This is a genomic window from Parasediminibacterium schistidii, from assembly GCF_046546515.1.
GTDB lineage: Bacteria > Bacteroidota > Bacteroidia > Chitinophagales > Chitinophagaceae > Parasediminibacterium.
This window is the reverse complement of the sequence record NZ_JBKHKJ010000010.1, coordinates 22,566-36,568: the sequence shown is the minus strand read 5'-3', so window position 1 is coordinate 36,568 and position 14,003 is coordinate 22,566. Positions and strand designations below refer to the sequence as shown.

At 40.1% G+C, this 14,003-nt stretch carries 19 protein-coding genes; 4 read left to right on the top strand and 15 right to left on the bottom strand.

Features of this window, described 5'->3' with window-relative positions:
* Positions 1-21 precede the first annotated feature (21 nt).
* Both ACHFIY_RS07590 and ACHFIY_RS07585 read left to right on the top strand, forming a co-directional pair.
* A complete protein-coding gene (locus tag ACHFIY_RS07590) occupies positions 22-1,257 on the top strand; it encodes an ABC transporter permease (protein WP_410845474.1) in 1,236 nt (411 codons plus the stop codon).
* Positions 1,258-1,584: 327 nt separating this feature from the next.
* Positions 1,585-2,292 carry an ABC transporter ATP-binding protein gene (locus tag ACHFIY_RS07585; RefSeq protein ID WP_410845473.1) on the top strand — a complete coding sequence of 236 codons (708 nt, stop codon included), beginning with the start codon at positions 1,585-1,587 and terminating at the stop codon, positions 2,290-2,292.
* A gap of 321 nt (positions 2,293-2,613) precedes the next feature.
* On the opposite strand, the gene ACHFIY_RS07580 is transcribed toward ACHFIY_RS07585, so the two are convergent.
* Genes ACHFIY_RS07580 through ACHFIY_RS07565 form a run of 4 tightly spaced genes read right to left on the bottom strand, consistent with a single transcriptional unit; the run spans position 2,614 to position 3,438 of the window.
* Complete coding sequence (locus ACHFIY_RS07580; RefSeq protein WP_410845472.1) at positions 2,614-2,787, bottom strand: DUF4295 family protein; 174 nt, start codon at positions 2,785-2,787, stop codon at positions 2,614-2,616.
* Positions 2,788-2,789: 2 nt separating this feature from the next.
* A complete protein-coding gene (rpmG, locus tag ACHFIY_RS07575) occupies positions 2,790-2,972 on the bottom strand; it encodes a 50S ribosomal protein L33 (RefSeq protein WP_410845471.1) in 183 nt (60 codons plus the stop codon).
* 30 nt (positions 2,973-3,002) lie between these two features.
* Positions 3,003-3,239, bottom strand: a complete 237-nt coding sequence (gene rpmB, locus ACHFIY_RS07570; protein WP_410845470.1) for a 50S ribosomal protein L28 — start codon at positions 3,237-3,239, stop codon at positions 3,003-3,005.
* Positions 3,232-3,438, bottom strand: coding sequence for a hypothetical protein (locus ACHFIY_RS07565; protein WP_410845469.1), 207 nt, complete (start codon positions 3,436-3,438; stop codon positions 3,232-3,234). Before ACHFIY_RS07565 ends, rpmB begins: the two co-directional genes overlap by 8 nt.
* On the opposite strand from ACHFIY_RS07565, the gene ACHFIY_RS07560 reads away from it, so the two are divergent.
* Positions 3,430-4,221, top strand: coding sequence for a DUF2452 domain-containing protein (locus tag ACHFIY_RS07560; RefSeq protein WP_410845468.1), 792 nt, complete (start codon positions 3,430-3,432; stop codon positions 4,219-4,221). The genes ACHFIY_RS07565 and ACHFIY_RS07560 overlap by 9 nt on opposite strands.
* A 215-nt stretch (positions 4,222-4,436) precedes the next feature.
* Here ACHFIY_RS07560 and ACHFIY_RS07555 read toward each other — a convergent pair whose 3' ends face one another.
* The 10 genes from ACHFIY_RS07555 to ACHFIY_RS07510 all read right to left on the bottom strand — a co-directional run bounded on the left by ACHFIY_RS07555 (position 4,437) and on the right by ACHFIY_RS07510 (position 11,863).
* A complete protein-coding gene (locus tag ACHFIY_RS07555) occupies positions 4,437-5,180 on the bottom strand; it encodes a lysophospholipid acyltransferase family protein (protein ID WP_410845467.1) in 744 nt (247 codons plus the stop codon).
* A gap of 60 nt (positions 5,181-5,240) precedes the next feature.
* On the bottom strand, positions 5,241-6,305 hold the full coding sequence (gene arsB, locus ACHFIY_RS07550; RefSeq protein WP_410845466.1) for an ACR3 family arsenite efflux transporter: 1,065 nt from the start codon (positions 6,303-6,305) through the stop codon (positions 5,241-5,243).
* 4 nt (positions 6,306-6,309) lie between these two features.
* Positions 6,310-6,690: a glycine cleavage system protein GcvH gene (gene gcvH, locus ACHFIY_RS07545; protein WP_410845465.1), complete on the bottom strand. Its 381-nt coding sequence runs from the start codon at positions 6,688-6,690 to the stop codon at positions 6,310-6,312.
* Between the two features lie 23 nt (positions 6,691-6,713).
* A complete protein-coding gene (locus ACHFIY_RS07540) occupies positions 6,714-7,208 on the bottom strand; it encodes a GNAT family N-acetyltransferase (RefSeq protein ID WP_410845464.1) in 495 nt (164 codons plus the stop codon).
* 2 nt (positions 7,209-7,210) lie between these two features.
* Positions 7,211-7,984, bottom strand: a complete 774-nt coding sequence (locus ACHFIY_RS07535) for a metallophosphoesterase family protein (RefSeq protein ID WP_410845463.1) — start codon at positions 7,982-7,984, stop codon at positions 7,211-7,213.
* A gap of 114 nt (positions 7,985-8,098) precedes the next feature.
* A complete protein-coding gene (locus ACHFIY_RS07530) occupies positions 8,099-8,449 on the bottom strand; it encodes a four helix bundle protein (RefSeq protein ID WP_410845462.1) in 351 nt (116 codons plus the stop codon).
* Between the two features lie 107 nt (positions 8,450-8,556).
* A complete protein-coding gene (locus tag ACHFIY_RS07525; protein WP_410845461.1) occupies positions 8,557-9,030 on the bottom strand; it encodes a DUF6428 family protein in 474 nt (157 codons plus the stop codon).
* A gap of 110 nt (positions 9,031-9,140) precedes the next feature.
* A complete protein-coding gene (locus tag ACHFIY_RS07520) occupies positions 9,141-9,473 on the bottom strand; it encodes an ArsR/SmtB family transcription factor (protein WP_410845460.1) in 333 nt (110 codons plus the stop codon).
* 819 nt (positions 9,474-10,292) lie between these two features.
* Positions 10,293-11,120 carry a 4-(cytidine 5'-diphospho)-2-C-methyl-D-erythritol kinase gene (gene ispE, locus ACHFIY_RS07515; RefSeq protein ID WP_410845459.1) on the bottom strand — a complete coding sequence of 276 codons (828 nt, stop codon included), beginning with the start codon at positions 11,118-11,120 and terminating at the stop codon, positions 10,293-10,295.
* Between the two features lie 155 nt (positions 11,121-11,275).
* Positions 11,276-11,863 carry a bifunctional nuclease family protein gene (locus tag ACHFIY_RS07510; RefSeq protein WP_410845458.1) on the bottom strand — a complete coding sequence of 196 codons (588 nt, stop codon included), beginning with the start codon at positions 11,861-11,863 and terminating at the stop codon, positions 11,276-11,278.
* 209 nt (positions 11,864-12,072) lie between these two features.
* Here ACHFIY_RS07510 and ACHFIY_RS07505 point away from each other — a divergent pair, with 209 nt between their 5' ends.
* Positions 12,073-13,098 (top strand): Smr/MutS family protein, encoded by a 1,026-nt coding sequence (locus ACHFIY_RS07505; protein WP_410845457.1) that lies wholly within the window; start codon positions 12,073-12,075, stop codon positions 13,096-13,098.
* Positions 13,099-13,129: 31 nt separating this feature from the next.
* On the opposite strand, the gene rluF is transcribed toward ACHFIY_RS07505, so the two are convergent.
* Positions 13,130-13,891 carry a 23S rRNA pseudouridine(2604) synthase RluF gene (rluF, locus tag ACHFIY_RS07500; protein ID WP_410845456.1) on the bottom strand — a complete coding sequence of 254 codons (762 nt, stop codon included), beginning with the start codon at positions 13,889-13,891 and terminating at the stop codon, positions 13,130-13,132.
* Between the last annotated feature and the right edge of the window lie 112 nt (positions 13,892-14,003).

The following is a 14,003-nucleotide window of genomic DNA, read 5'->3' as shown; positions in this document are numbered from 1 at the left end:
TTCGTTACTTAAAAAAATAAAATGAAAACAAGTGTAAACTTAGAAATTGCGTTTACCCACATCTTTACCCGGCGTAAGCAAACGATGGTAGCGGCATTGGGCGTTACAGTGGGGGTGGCTATCTATTTATTTATGAATTCGCTAAGTGGGGGCTTTAGCCAATATTCCCGGAATGAAATGTTTAAAAGCAGTGCGCATATCAAGATTTATAAAAGCGACGAAATCAGCAAACCCCTTGGCAATAGCAGCGATACGAATACAGTAAACGTTATTGTAAACCCACAAATAACCACTTTGTCCAAAACCATCATCAACCCCAATGCCTTATTGGGTCTTGTAAAACAAGAACCATACATCACCAACGCAATTGCCCAAGTAGATTTTGCTGCGTTTTACAATCGTGGCCAGGCACAGGTGAAAGGAACAGGCAATGGCGTTGATATGGTTGCCTACAATGCCATGTTCAACACCCAAAAATATATGGTGGCAGGAAACATAAAAGCACTGCAAGGAAATGTAAACGGTATCATCATTGGTAAGGGCATTGCTGAAAAGCTATCCTTGGGCTTGAATGACAACATCAGTGTTTCTTCTTCTAAAGGCGTAAGTAAGGTGTTGCGGATAGTAGGCATTTTTAATACGGGCAGCAGTATCACAGACGATTCAAAGTCGTATGTAAATATCAGTACGGCACAACAATTCTTGAAAGAAGGCACTGCGTATTTGACTACCATTTATGCAAACACCCTAGATGCAGACAACAGTGAAACCTACGTAAGTCAGTTACAAACGCTAACCCCATACACCATTGAGGGTTGGAAAACCACTTATGCGGATGTATTGGCCGGCGATAAAGTTCGGGGAACGATGATGGGTGCCATCTCTTTATCCATTTTGCTGGTAGCAGGCTTTGGCATTTACAACATACTGAATATGACGGTTTCTCAAAAAATTGGGGACATAGCCATCTTAAAAGCGACAGGGTTTTTGGGTAGTGACGTGATAAAGATTTTTGTTTCGGAAGCCATCATGATGGGATTGTTGGGCACCACTATTGGCTTGTGTTTCGGGGCAATACTCATCAATATTATGGCACACATTTATGTTGGCGGCCCAGTCGGGTATTTCCCCATACATTTCCAATTGGACCTGTTCCTGCAAAGCTTTTTTCTTGGTTTGTTCATAACCATTTGCTCAGGTTATTTCCCAGCCCGAAAAGCATCCAAGGTGGACCCCGTGGCTATTTTAAGAAGGTAGTAGCTACGATTGTATATAATGGTTTCGAAATAACTTTCCCCGTTTAGACCTATAACGTAGGTTGATCAGAATAAGCATGAGATACCTCATACAGTTTTAAGCTATTCATTCGCTTTCTGCCATCCCGTCATTTCGAAGAAGGAGAAATCTCATCGAAAATAAGCCGCTTAGTTTTTAATAAGATTACGCTCTAATGAAACATAACCTGCTAACCATTAGTTAGATTTCTCCTGCGTCGAAATGACGGGGATGGGGGGAAGTTATTTTGACAACGTTGCTAAGTATTGTGTCAATAAAGAATTTTAAAAATCAGTTAAGCATAATTATATGATAGCAAAACAAGAAATAGTATTAAGCACCTATCGGATAGGAAAATATTTTTACGACCCGATAAAATTCAAGGTATTGGAAAACGTGAATATCGAAGCGTACAAAGGCGAGTTTCTTACGTTGGTAGGCAAAAGTGGTTCTGGAAAATCAACCTTACTATACTGCCTAAGCACGATGGACACGGATTACGAGGGCGAACTACATATATTAGGGGAAAAAATAACCGGAAAAAAAACGGATGCCTTGGCTGCCATAAGAAACAGCAGCATCGGGTTTGTTTTTCAATTCCATTTTCTATTGCCAGAGTTTTCTTGCCTGAAAAATGTAATGATTCCCGCATTGCGGTTGGGAAAGTATAGCTACAACGAAGTGGAAGCAAGGGCTTACGAAAAATTGGACAGGCTGGGCTTAAAGGACCAGGCACTAAAGCCCGCATCTAAATTAAGTGGCGGGCAGCAGCAGCGTGTGGCTATTGCAAGGGCATTGATAAACGACCCCCAACTAATTATGTGCGACGAGCCAACTGGCAACCTTGACAGTAAAAACACACAAATTGTTTTTGACATATTCAAACAGTTGACACACGATTATCACCAAACCATTATTGCAGTTACACATGATAACGATTTTGCTGCCGCCAGCGACCGCACCATAGAAATGGCAGACGGTAAAATTGTTAACCATTATATAAATACGAGTGGGTAAAGAAGCTTTACTTAGGTTTATTAAATTAAATACAGGGTAGCTTTATTGTTTGTTTTGGTAAACCAATTCGGTTAATTAATTAATTTTAAAAAGGATGTTGCCACTTACCATATACTAACAAAGTAAGGCTTGCTATTTCCAATCAATATAACTAAGGCAAACGGCACTTTAGTTATATAATAGGCATATAGCTAAATAAAGAAATGTAAAGAAAAGGTGCAGCTATTGATTTTAAGGTATTTAAACAGCAATAGTACAAGCGCAAAAAAGCTACCCCACAAAATAAGGTAGCTTTTTCTTAAAAGAAATTAGTAGCGAGATTTATTTGTCTGCTAAAAAGTCTTTAATCTTGTCTTTGTGTATGATGGCTTCTTTAAAAGTATAAGCACCAGTTTTTGGGCTACGCACAGCTTTTATAACTTTTGTGTAGTTTTTTGCTTCTGCTGCTGCTTTCTGGTCTTTTGTCTTAATCGCCGTTTTCGCTGCTTTTGCCATGATTATTTAATTTCTTTATGAACAGTTACTTTATTCAAAATTGGGTTAAACTTTTTCAACTCCATACGTTCTGGGTTGTTTTTCTTGTTCTTGGTGGTGATATAGCGGCTTGTGCCAGCTTTACCACTTGTTTTGTGTTCAGTGCATTCTAAAATTACCTGAACCCTACTTCCTTTCTTTGCCATTGCTATTACTAATTTGCAGTGTTTATGTAATTAAATTTTATCGCCCTTGTCCCTTAAACCTTTTACGATAGAGGCTAAACCATTTTTATTGATGGTACGGATGGCTTCAGAAGAAACCTTTAGGGTTATCCAACGATCTTCTTCGACAAAGAAGAAACGCTTGGTTTGTAAATTAGGCAAAAACCTGCGCTTGGTTTTAATGTTTGAGTGAGAAACACTATTTCCTGTTATAGGCCGTTTACCGGTTACCTGACATACTCTAGACATTTTCAAAAATTTTTCGGACTGCAAAAGTAAGGGATGATTTTAAATAAGCAATGGCTTTTTTTCTTTTTTCTGATATTTTCTTTTTTTGAATATTTTTAGGCTCTTTACAACCAAATAATTCTTTGGTTGTTTCATTACTATTGGTAAACAGTAAAGGGCTGTTCTTAATTCCTAATTTATAATTAAAGCAGTGGTTCAAGCGTATAATTTTTTAGCATCGTGGCAGTTATTCCCAGAAAAATGCGATTTCCAGTTTGGCACTGTGCCCAAAAGCGGCAATTACAAAATTGAAAGCATTAAAAATGGGCATCAACTAAGCGTAAGCATCAACTGGGTATCGCTTACCAACGATGCTTTTTACACGCAATACAATGTGAAGCCAGATGGGGCCTTGCACCCTTTCGATAATCAGGAACTAGCAGACACCATCACGGCAAACATTGCGAATGCCTCTACCATTGTTACATCTTTTATAAAAGAGGAGCAAACCATTTTAGAAGTAACAAATGAAATATTGGCCAACGGCTATATGAAAGTTACCCATAAGGGCCTAAATGACAACAAAGAACCCTTTGTAAATACAGAAGTCTATCACAAGCAAATGAGCGTGTTGCCTTATGCTTCCAGTGTGTCGGGCGTGGCTATTAGGCCTACAAAAGAGGGCATGATAAAGCACAAAGCCCTTACGGCAATGGAAGAACAAACCAATATGCAGCTAGACCAAATAAAACAACAAATAGAACTACTGGCAAGACAGGCGCAGGACATAAGCAAAAGAAAAGAGCTGAGCCTGATGATATACGAGGCATCGCTGCGCTTTAAGCCGCAGATCGGGCAAACCTATCATTTGTACGAGCAAAGGGATGGTGCCCATATGCTTTCGTTGGTGTCGCCAAAAGAGTGGGGTGGCAGTGGGCCTTTTAAGCAATTTGTGGCTTCTGTAAGGCTATTGGCAGACCATACATGGGTAGAAGTGGGCTGATCATAATGCTGCCATAAGGCGCAAAACACAAACAACCTTGTTATTGCTCGCATACAAGTTTGGTTAATCCGTCACGAAGGCTCGAAAACACAAAGAGGTACAAAGTTTTAAACAAGAAGAAAAGAATAAAGAAGAGAAATTATGTTATCAATACCTTTTAACCTTTTTTCTCCTTCGTGCTGCTTTGTGTTTTTGAGTCTTCGTGGCTATTAATCTTATCTGTATTTCCGAAGCCCATCTTCCATCATCCCATATACATTTTCTTTTAGTTCCTTTACTTGCTGCAGCGTGTATTGGCTAGTGTCTATCTCAGGCAAGTAAACTACCCTACTTAGCCCGGGCGAAAGACTTAGCACGCTGCTATAATGCAGCCTATTGACGGTGTCGATAAACAAAAGGGGCTTGATGGGTGTCTTGGTTTGGATGGCTAGCCTAAAAGCCCCGTCATAAAAGGGTTTCAGGGGCTGTCCTGTTTCGTTGAATGTGCCTTCGGGGAATATAAAAATAGAAATACCTTTATTCAGTGCTGCTTGCATTGCACGTATGCTTTTAGACCGCCCTGCCATGCTTTCCCTGTCCACCAGAATAACGGCTGCCTTGTATATCCACCCAAAAACAGGGTATTTCACCATTTCGGCTTTGCCAAGCACCCGGTATGGCTGGTTCATGGCTATTACCGTTGCTGGGATGTCGGTATAAGAAATATGGTTGGCCACAAAAATATATTGCTTATTAAGATTTGGTGCTTCTTCTACTATAGTCCGGTGTCTGATTCCTGCCAGCAAATACCAACACCTTGCCCATGCCTTGCACACTTTATAAATAAGGTTACCGCCTTTTATTTTGCCAAAAGGCAGGCAAAGGAAAACGAAAGGAAGGGCTATGAGCATAAGCATCACGAAAATCAACAGCCCATAAATGCTATATATAGTTTGTAGTATGCGAAGCAGTTGTTTCATAATTATTTTGCAACTGCAAGATACCGATAGATGTGTTACAGGTTAAAGCGGTTTAGTCATTTATTTGCCCGCATACCACTTTTTCTTAAACCAAAAAGCCACATTAACCAACAAAATTAAAGCAGGCACTTCTACTAACGGGCCTATTACGCCTGCAAAAGCTTGCCCGCTGTTGATGCCAAAAATGCCAATGGCTACAGCAATGGCCAATTCAAAATTATTGCCCGTAGCGGTAAATGCTATGGCTGTGTTTTGAGAATAATCTGCACCCATTTTTTTGCCAATAAAAAAACTAACCAAAAACATGATGGCGAAATAAATAACCAATGGAAGCGCAATCTTCAAAACATCGAAGGGTATCTGCACAATTAGCTTTCCCTTTAAACTGAACATTAAAACAATTGTAAACAGTAATGCAACCAATGTTACGGGCGAGATGGCAGGGATATATTTATTATTGAACCAATCTAAACCTTTCCATTTTATAAGCAGGTAGCGGCTTGCAATGCCTGCAAAAAATGGGATACCCAAATAGATGGCAACGCTTTGTGCAATCTGCCCGATAGTGATATTTACTGCTGTGCTTTTAACACCAAAATAGGGCGGCAAAACGGTAATGAACAACCATGCGTACACACTATAAAAAAGTATCTGGAAAATACTGTTGAGGGCAACCAAGCCTGCTGCATACTCCCGGTTGCCTTCGGCTAATTCGTTCCATACAATTACCATAGCTATGCAACGGGCAATGCCTATTAGTATTAGCCCCATCATGTATTGTGGCTGGCCATGAAAAAACAGGATGGCTAAGAAAAACATTAACGTAGGGCCGATAACCCAGTTTAGCAACAACGAAACGCTTAATATCTTGGTGTTTTTAAATACCTCGCCCATTTTTTCGTAGTGCACTTTTGCTAGTGGCGGGTACATCATCAATATTAAGCCGATGGCCAAGGGGATGTTTGTGGTGCCGCTGGAAAATGAATTGATAAATTGTGAGGAGTTTGGGAAAAAATATCCAATGCCAACGCCTAAAAACATTGCAAGGAAAATCCACAGCGTTAAGAACCGGTCAAGGAAACTTAACTTTTTCCTTTGTACTGGATTACAATTGATGGCACTCATTATTTTATTGGTTGATATTAAGTTTATACTGCTCGGCCGATAATAAATTTTCTATTTCTGCTGGGTTGGTTATTTCAATCTTTATCATCCATCCTTCCCCATAAGGGTCGTCGTTTATAAAGGTTGGTGTTTGCAAAAGCTTTTTATTTGTTTCTACTACTTTGCCTGAAACGGGCATAAGCAAATCGCTGACTGTTTTAATAGCTTCAACAGAACCAAATACCTTGCCTTGCCCAAAACTGTAACCAACATTGGGCAAGTCGGCATAAACAATTTCGCCTAGTTCGCTTTGGGCAAATGCGGTGATGCCTACGGTACCGATGTTATCGCCAATGTGCAACCATGTATGCTCTTTCGAATATTTTAAATCTTCAGGGAAAATCATGATTGTATCTTTTTTAATTTTTATTAATCAATACCAATAATGCTGCTTCTTCTTTCCATTGATATATTATCCCGCCAAATAGTACCCATTTTTCCAATTTTTTCTCGGTAGCCGATAATCCTGAAACCTTTTTTTTTGTGCATGGAAATACTGGCTTTGTTTTCGGGAAAAATGCCCGATTGCAAGGTCCATATCCCATTTTGCTCGCTTTGGTTTATCAATTCTTGCAACATAATCGTACCAATACGCTTGCCCCTTGCTTTTGCAGCAACATACACGCTCACTTCCGCCACGCCAGCATACACGCACCTGCTGGAGACGGGCGTAAGGGCAGCCCAGCCCAAAATTTCGCTGTTTTCTATTGCAACAATCCGGCAGTTTTTTACATGGGAATCGTTCCACTCTTGCCAGCTTTGGGCAGTGGTTTGAAAAGTAGCATTGCCCGTGGCAATGCCCTCTTCATAAATTGTTTTTACGGCTTCCCAATGTTGTGGGAGCAGGGGGATAAGTGTTATCATTATTAAGCTCCTTTTCTTAGCATATCTGCAAATTCATTGGGCAAAGGGCTTTCTTCAACCGCTTTGGCAGCAGCCTCAAAGTCGTAATCAAAACGGATAAAATCCACTTTAATACTCTCTTTATCGAGTATAGAACTATTGTCATTTATCGTAAGCATTACATAGCCGCCTTGTGGGTTGCTGTCTTTCGGCTTGCCAACTGAGCCAATATTTACTGCATGGCGAAAATGATTTTGCCCATCAATGCCCGAATTTAAAACACGGTGATAAGGCTTGTGCGTATGCCCAAAACACATAATGTCTGCATCTGCTTGTTCCATGATGCGGAGCATACTTTTTTCTTCTCTGTCTTCAAAAAGGTATTCGTTTATTTTTCGTGGGCTCCCATGCACCAATAGCAAATTCAATTTGTCTTCGTTCAGTTGAAACTCCACTTTTATGTGTGCTGGAAGCGTGCGCAAGTATTTTCTTTCTTCGTCTTTCATAATGGAGTTGGTGAAAGCGATAGAGATTTTCCCATTGTCTTTTTCGTGGTCTGTTTTGTAGGCACAGCCACATTCGTTGCTCATGCGGCCAATACCAAAATCGTAGTTGCCTGCAATGGTGGGTATTTTGCGGTTTTTTATTTCGTTCACTACTTCGTTTGCCCAAATATTGTAGCCTACCAAATCGCCTAAGCAATAGATGGCATCAGGGTTACGGCTATCAACGTCTTTAAAAAATTCCTGTAACGCTGGAAGGTTTGCATGGATGTCGCTGAATAATGCAATGGTCATAATAGTTGTTTTTTAGTTGTCAGAGAACAGTGGTCAGTAAACAGTAGTCAGTAGTCAGTAGGCAATTGTTTACTCATTATTTTCTACTCACAACTGTCCTCTGACAACTGATTACTATATTGTTATTGATTTAATTAATCCTAATATAATTTTTGAAATTTCAATAATAACAGCAATTAATTCCTGTGATTTTTCTTTTGATAAATAGCTGAGCCTTTCTGCCAAGTATAGCATGGATTTTACTTCGCTACATGAACCTAGCGACATAAATAGAAATCTTCTAAAATCTGCCTTGGAGCTTCTGTCAAAACCCTCGGCTATATTATTTGAAATAGATACAGCTGCCCTACAAATTTGATTGCGGAAATCCCAGTCCTTATTATCTTTAAAACAACTGTAAACCTCAACAGTAAAGTCCTGTGCTTTCTGCCAAGCAATAATATCTTCAAATCGCAAGATTTTCATTTCTTTAAATTTTATTTTGGTTAGTAATCACTTGATTTTTTGCATTATTTACTCATAATTGTCCCGCTCTATACTGATTACTGACCACTGATAACTGACCACTTTCTTTAACAACAGCCGCCGCCGGGAACACAGCAACTTTCTTTTTGGGTTTGCAATTCTTGCAATTTTATTTTTTGCTTAGCAGGAGGTATGCCGCAGGCATCGCTTGCCAAACAAGCCGTTTGTTTAGGGATAAGCAAAAAATCTATCCCGTCAAAGTCCAAACCGTATTTGCCAATGGTTTCAGATTGGTATTCCACTTCAATTTCCAAGTTGCCAATGCCTAGTTTGGTTTCCGATAAGGCAATAATTTTAGATAACTTTTGTGGTTTTAGCCGATGTTCAAAATCGTTAGCATCCCAAAGCTGGAAGTTTACCACTTTTTCCAAGCGTTCTGTGCCGCCACAGTCAATAAAATGCCGAGTAACCAAGCCTACTTCCGTAACGTGGAAATGCTCGGGAACATAAGCCCCGTTTGGCAGTTTAAAGTTCACGGCCTCGGCTGCTGCAAGGTGTTTTTTTATTTGTTCTAAGTTCATATTATTTAAGTTTTAAAGTGTATAGCCAGTTGTTTGTGGGCATTTTCTAGTGTTTATTACCTTATCACCCTAAATACTGACCACTCACCACTCACCACTGACGACTACCTTTAGCAACAATTGCTCTTCTTACTTTCCAATTTGGTAGTTATTTTCCCGAAATAGGCTTGCAGTTTGCCCACTGCTTTTTCATTGATGCAGTAGCAAATGGTGTTGCCTTCAATATCGCCTTTAATCAGCCCTGCATTTTTCAGCTCTTTTAAATGTTGCGACACGGTGGGCTGTGCCAAAGGCAGTTCATTTACAATGTCGCCACAAATACAAGCATCTACTGTTAGCAGATAGTCTAGTATGGCCACCCTTGCCGGATGCCCTATTGCTTTTGCCATTGTGGCCAATTCATTTTGTTCGTCTGAAAAATGTTCTGTTTTTGTAGCCCCCATATTTTATTTTAATATTGCAATATTACGATAAATATTGAATAAATAAAATTTATTGCATGCGTTTCAAAATTTCGTTTTTTGGGATTTATATTTGGCATTAACAGGGTGTATTTGATTTATTTTGCATAAGAAAATACTTTGGTGTTTACAGTTCAATAAGTATCCTATATGGGGGAAAATTTGGATGCTCATGGGGGCATATTTCCCCCATATAGGATTTTTATTTTGGGCTATATACATATCCATGCGATTTTTACATTAACGGAGGAACTATTGGCATCTTGGTCTTGCCTCCCGCATCGGATATTAGTTGGCTTGGTAAAATGATAATCCACCATCAAAATCTTATCAGTTTCTTATCAATAAATTATTATTCTATTATTATAAAACTATCATTCCATTATCAATACATTATCATAAAATTTACTTAAATTATCATAAAAAATGAGGCTAAAAAAACAGAAAATAGTTGAATAACAATGAGTTACAGGCAAAAAGATAGACTCTAAAAAAAATAAATCACAAAAAAAAGAAGAGAAAAAGCCATTTTAAATGTTCACATAGTTATTCTTATTCCATCGTTTGTGCTTGCTCAGTCTTTCTTGTTCTTCCCGCCTCTCCCTTTGGAGAGGTCGGGCTGAGGTGAGGTTGAAGGGTTTGTGCGGGTATTGCCATCAATTATGTATGTTACTGATAAATAAAAACCGAAGATTTGAAATGTATCCAATTTCTTTAGGGTTTAAGGCAAGAAAAAATACAAAGCACTTAATATTTTCTGCTTTCTTTTTACTTATTATTACTTCGAGGCTTTGTGGCAATTTAACCCCGATACACAAAATAATGCTTAGGAAAAAAAAGTTCTGTTGTTTGCCCTTTTTCAAAAATGCCAAACACCGTGCTGCCACTGCCAGTCATGCTGCTGTAAATGGCTCCTTGCTGGTAGAGGGTTGCTTTTATTTCGCCAATTTCTGGGTATTGCGCAATGGCTGGTGCTTCAAAATCATTGATTAAAGCATCTGTCCAAGTATGTATAGGCTGCTGGATGATTTCTTTTACGCATCGTTTTGGTATTGCTGGTGTGATATGGCTAAAAGCCCACCCTGTGCCAATATGTATTTGGGGGTTTACAATTAAAAACTGGTAGGCCGATAAATCCAAATCAATAACATCCATTACTTCCCCCCTGCCTGTAGCAAAGCATGGTTTATTGAGTATAAAAAAAGGGCAATCGCTACCCAATTGCAATGAATAGGCTATTAATTGTTCAGCAGACAAGCCTAAATGAAACTGGTTGTTCAAAAGCTTCAAGGCAAAAGCCCCATCGGCACTGCCGCCGCCCAAGCCAGCACCCATGGGTATTACTTTGTGCAGGTGCATTTGTATAGCAGGCAAAGCAGGGAAGTCTTTTTTTAATAAATGGTAGGCTTTCACGCACAGGTTGTTGTCTTGGTTGCCATCAATGGGTAAGCCAGAAGTCGTAAGCCTTAAGTCATTAGGCAAAATTCCTAATTCCGTGTCTCTAATTATTTCCAGTGCGTCTGTAAGTGGTATTGGGTAGAATACGGTTTCCAAATCGTGATAGCAATCTTTCCTTTTGCGTAGGATATTAAGGCCGAGGTTTATTTTACAATTGGGGAAAACTACCATTCAGGGAAAGTTATTTTAAAAGCAATATTTAGTGCAATTAGAATTAGTAAACTTCAAAAAACCAAGTACTTGCCTATTGTCGAAGCCTGGCTCCCTCTCCAAAAGGAGACGGTAGGGGGTGAGGTCTAACAAAAAGTGTATTATATTCAAGTTCCTTACTTCCGCTTGTTTATCTCGTCCCTTATGGCGATAGCCCTTATATAATCTTCGTTTTCAAGTACTTCGTTTAGCAGGTTTTCTAGTTCGTCCAAGCTTAATCCAGATAGCTCGTCCCTTGTGCCGCCTGTTTCTTCTATGCCCACTGCTTCGCCTTTTTTCTTCTTGGGGCTGGTATCTTCCATTAGTATGCCAGCACTATCCAATATATGCTCGTAAGTAAATATTGGGCAGGCAAAACGCACGGCCAACGCTATCGCATCACTGGTACGGCTGTCTATTTCCACGGTGTCGTGTTCGGTAAAGCAAACCAGCTTTGAGTAAAAAATACCTTCCTGCAAATCATTTATCACAATTTCCTGTAACTCCACATTAAAGGCATTCATGAAATTTTTCATCAAATCGTGGGTTAGCGGGCGGCTGGGCTGCATCCTTTCCAGCGCCACGGCAATGGCCTGTGCCTCAAAACCGCCAATCACAATAGGCAAACGGCGAAGGCCATTTACCTCCCCCAGCACCACTGCATACGAATGGGTCTGGGTAATACTATGGGACAAAGCAACAATTTCTAATTCAATCTTCTTCATAAACACCCTTGCATTTTAACGTGGTAGAACGACAAAATTAAGGGCTAAAGGCATTGCTAAAGCAAGTAGCTTACATTGGGTGCATAAAAGTTTTCCGCTTTGCCCCGCGCCTTTGGAGAGGGGTTGGGGTGAGGTTTAACTAAAAAATGCGAAAAACTTTAATGCACAAGCTACATTTGCGTTTTATTATAGCAAAATAAGGGACGAATATGAAATATGAGGTGGGGGACGAAATCATTGTTTTGATTAGCAACGAGGAGGGCAGGGTGGTAGAAATAATGAGCGATAAAATGGTGATGATAGAGGTGCGCGGCGTGAAGTTCCCTGCATATATGGATCAGATAGATTTCCCTTATTTTCAACGGTTTAGCAAAAAGCCAGTGGTGGTAGAGGCCAAAAGGCCAACCGTTTTCTTAGACAATATACCTAGGGAAAAGCCCAAAAAAAGCGAAATAAAAGTAGCGGATGGCGTTTGGCTTGTAATGATACCCAAGTTTTCATTGGACGATTTTAACGATGAAATAGTAGAAAACTTAAAAATTTATCTGGTAAACAAAACAGAATGCAGCTACGAATTTGTATATAAACAACTTTTTTTAAGCGGTACCAACTTCGAGATACACAACCAAGTGGCGGGCTTCCAAGACTTTTACCTGCACGACATTGCTTTTGAAAGCGTGAACGATAGCCCCTCTTTCCATGTGGATTTTTCGCTGGCTACCCCTGAAAAAAAGAAGGCGGAACATTTTGAAACTTCCTTGAAGCTGAAACCCAAACAGGTTTTCCAACGGATAGAGCAAATGAAGGAAAAAAATGAGCCTACGCTTTCGTACAAACTATTTGACACCTACCCCGACCGCCCTTTTGAAGATAAATTTGAGCTTACGGGCTTAGCGGCCAAAGGCTTTAAAATTTACAAGGCAAACGAAGCAAGGCAGCACCTAGACCCGGCAAGGGAGATAATAGACCTGCACATAGAAAAACTGGTGGACGACTGGCAAGGCCTAAGCAATTTTGAGATACTGAATATCCAGCTAAAAGAATTTGAAAAATGGTACGACTTGGCCATTGCCCACCGCCAGCGTACCCTGATACTGATTCACGGCATTGGCAAAGGCAAGCTAAAAGACGAGCTGCACGAGCTATTAAAAACCAAAAGGGAAGTAAAAAGTTTTGTAAACCAATACGACCCACGCTTTGGGTATGGGGCTACGGAGGTATTTTTGGGGTATTAGGGATGTTTCCATGCCTTCATGGCAAAAAAAATCATGTTTTACTTGAACCGCTCACCATTTCCAAAATTTGCCCAATTTCCACTTCGCTTAGGTGTCGCCATTTGCCAGCGGTGAGGCCTTCCAACTTAATGTTCATGATGCGGGTCCGCTGCAGGCTGGTAACCGCAAAGCCAAAATGCTCGCACATGCGGCGTATTTGCCTGTTGAGGCCTTGGGTTAGTATAATCTTAAAGGTATGGGTACTTAGCTTAATTACTTTGCAGGGCTTGGTCATGCCATCTTTTATGCGCACGCCCCTTGCCATGCCTTGGGTAAAATGTGGGTCAACAGGCTTGTTTACCCGCACAATGTATTCCTTCTCATGATTGTTGCCAGCCCGTAATATTTTGTTTACAATATCGCCATCATTGGTTAAAAATATAAGCCCCTCGGAATCTTTGTCCAGCCGCCCAATAGGGAAAATACGCTTTGGGTATTTAATATAGGAAATAATATTGCCTTGTATGTTTTCGTCAGTAGTAGTGGTAATGCCAACAGGTTTATAAAAAGCCAAGTAAATTAATTTCTCTTTTTTCTTAGTTGCCGTAGCGGTGGTTATCAGGCTGCCATCTACTTCCACGGTATCGCCGGGTTGGTAGCGGTTGCCAAGCTGGGCTGGCTGGTCATTCAGCAAAACCCTGCCTTTGGCAATCATGTTGTCTGCTTCCCTGCGGGAACAGTAACCTGTATCGCTGATAAATTTGTTGAGGCTGATGGAATTGTCTTGCAAAATGCTTTTTATTAATCCGGGCAAAAATAAGCAAGTTTTGGGTTGTACTTTTTAAGTTGTACGTTTAGTAGGGTAAATAAGAAAAGGCAATAACCAAAAGTGAAGGTTTGAACTCCTTGCCCCTTTGCCTATTGCC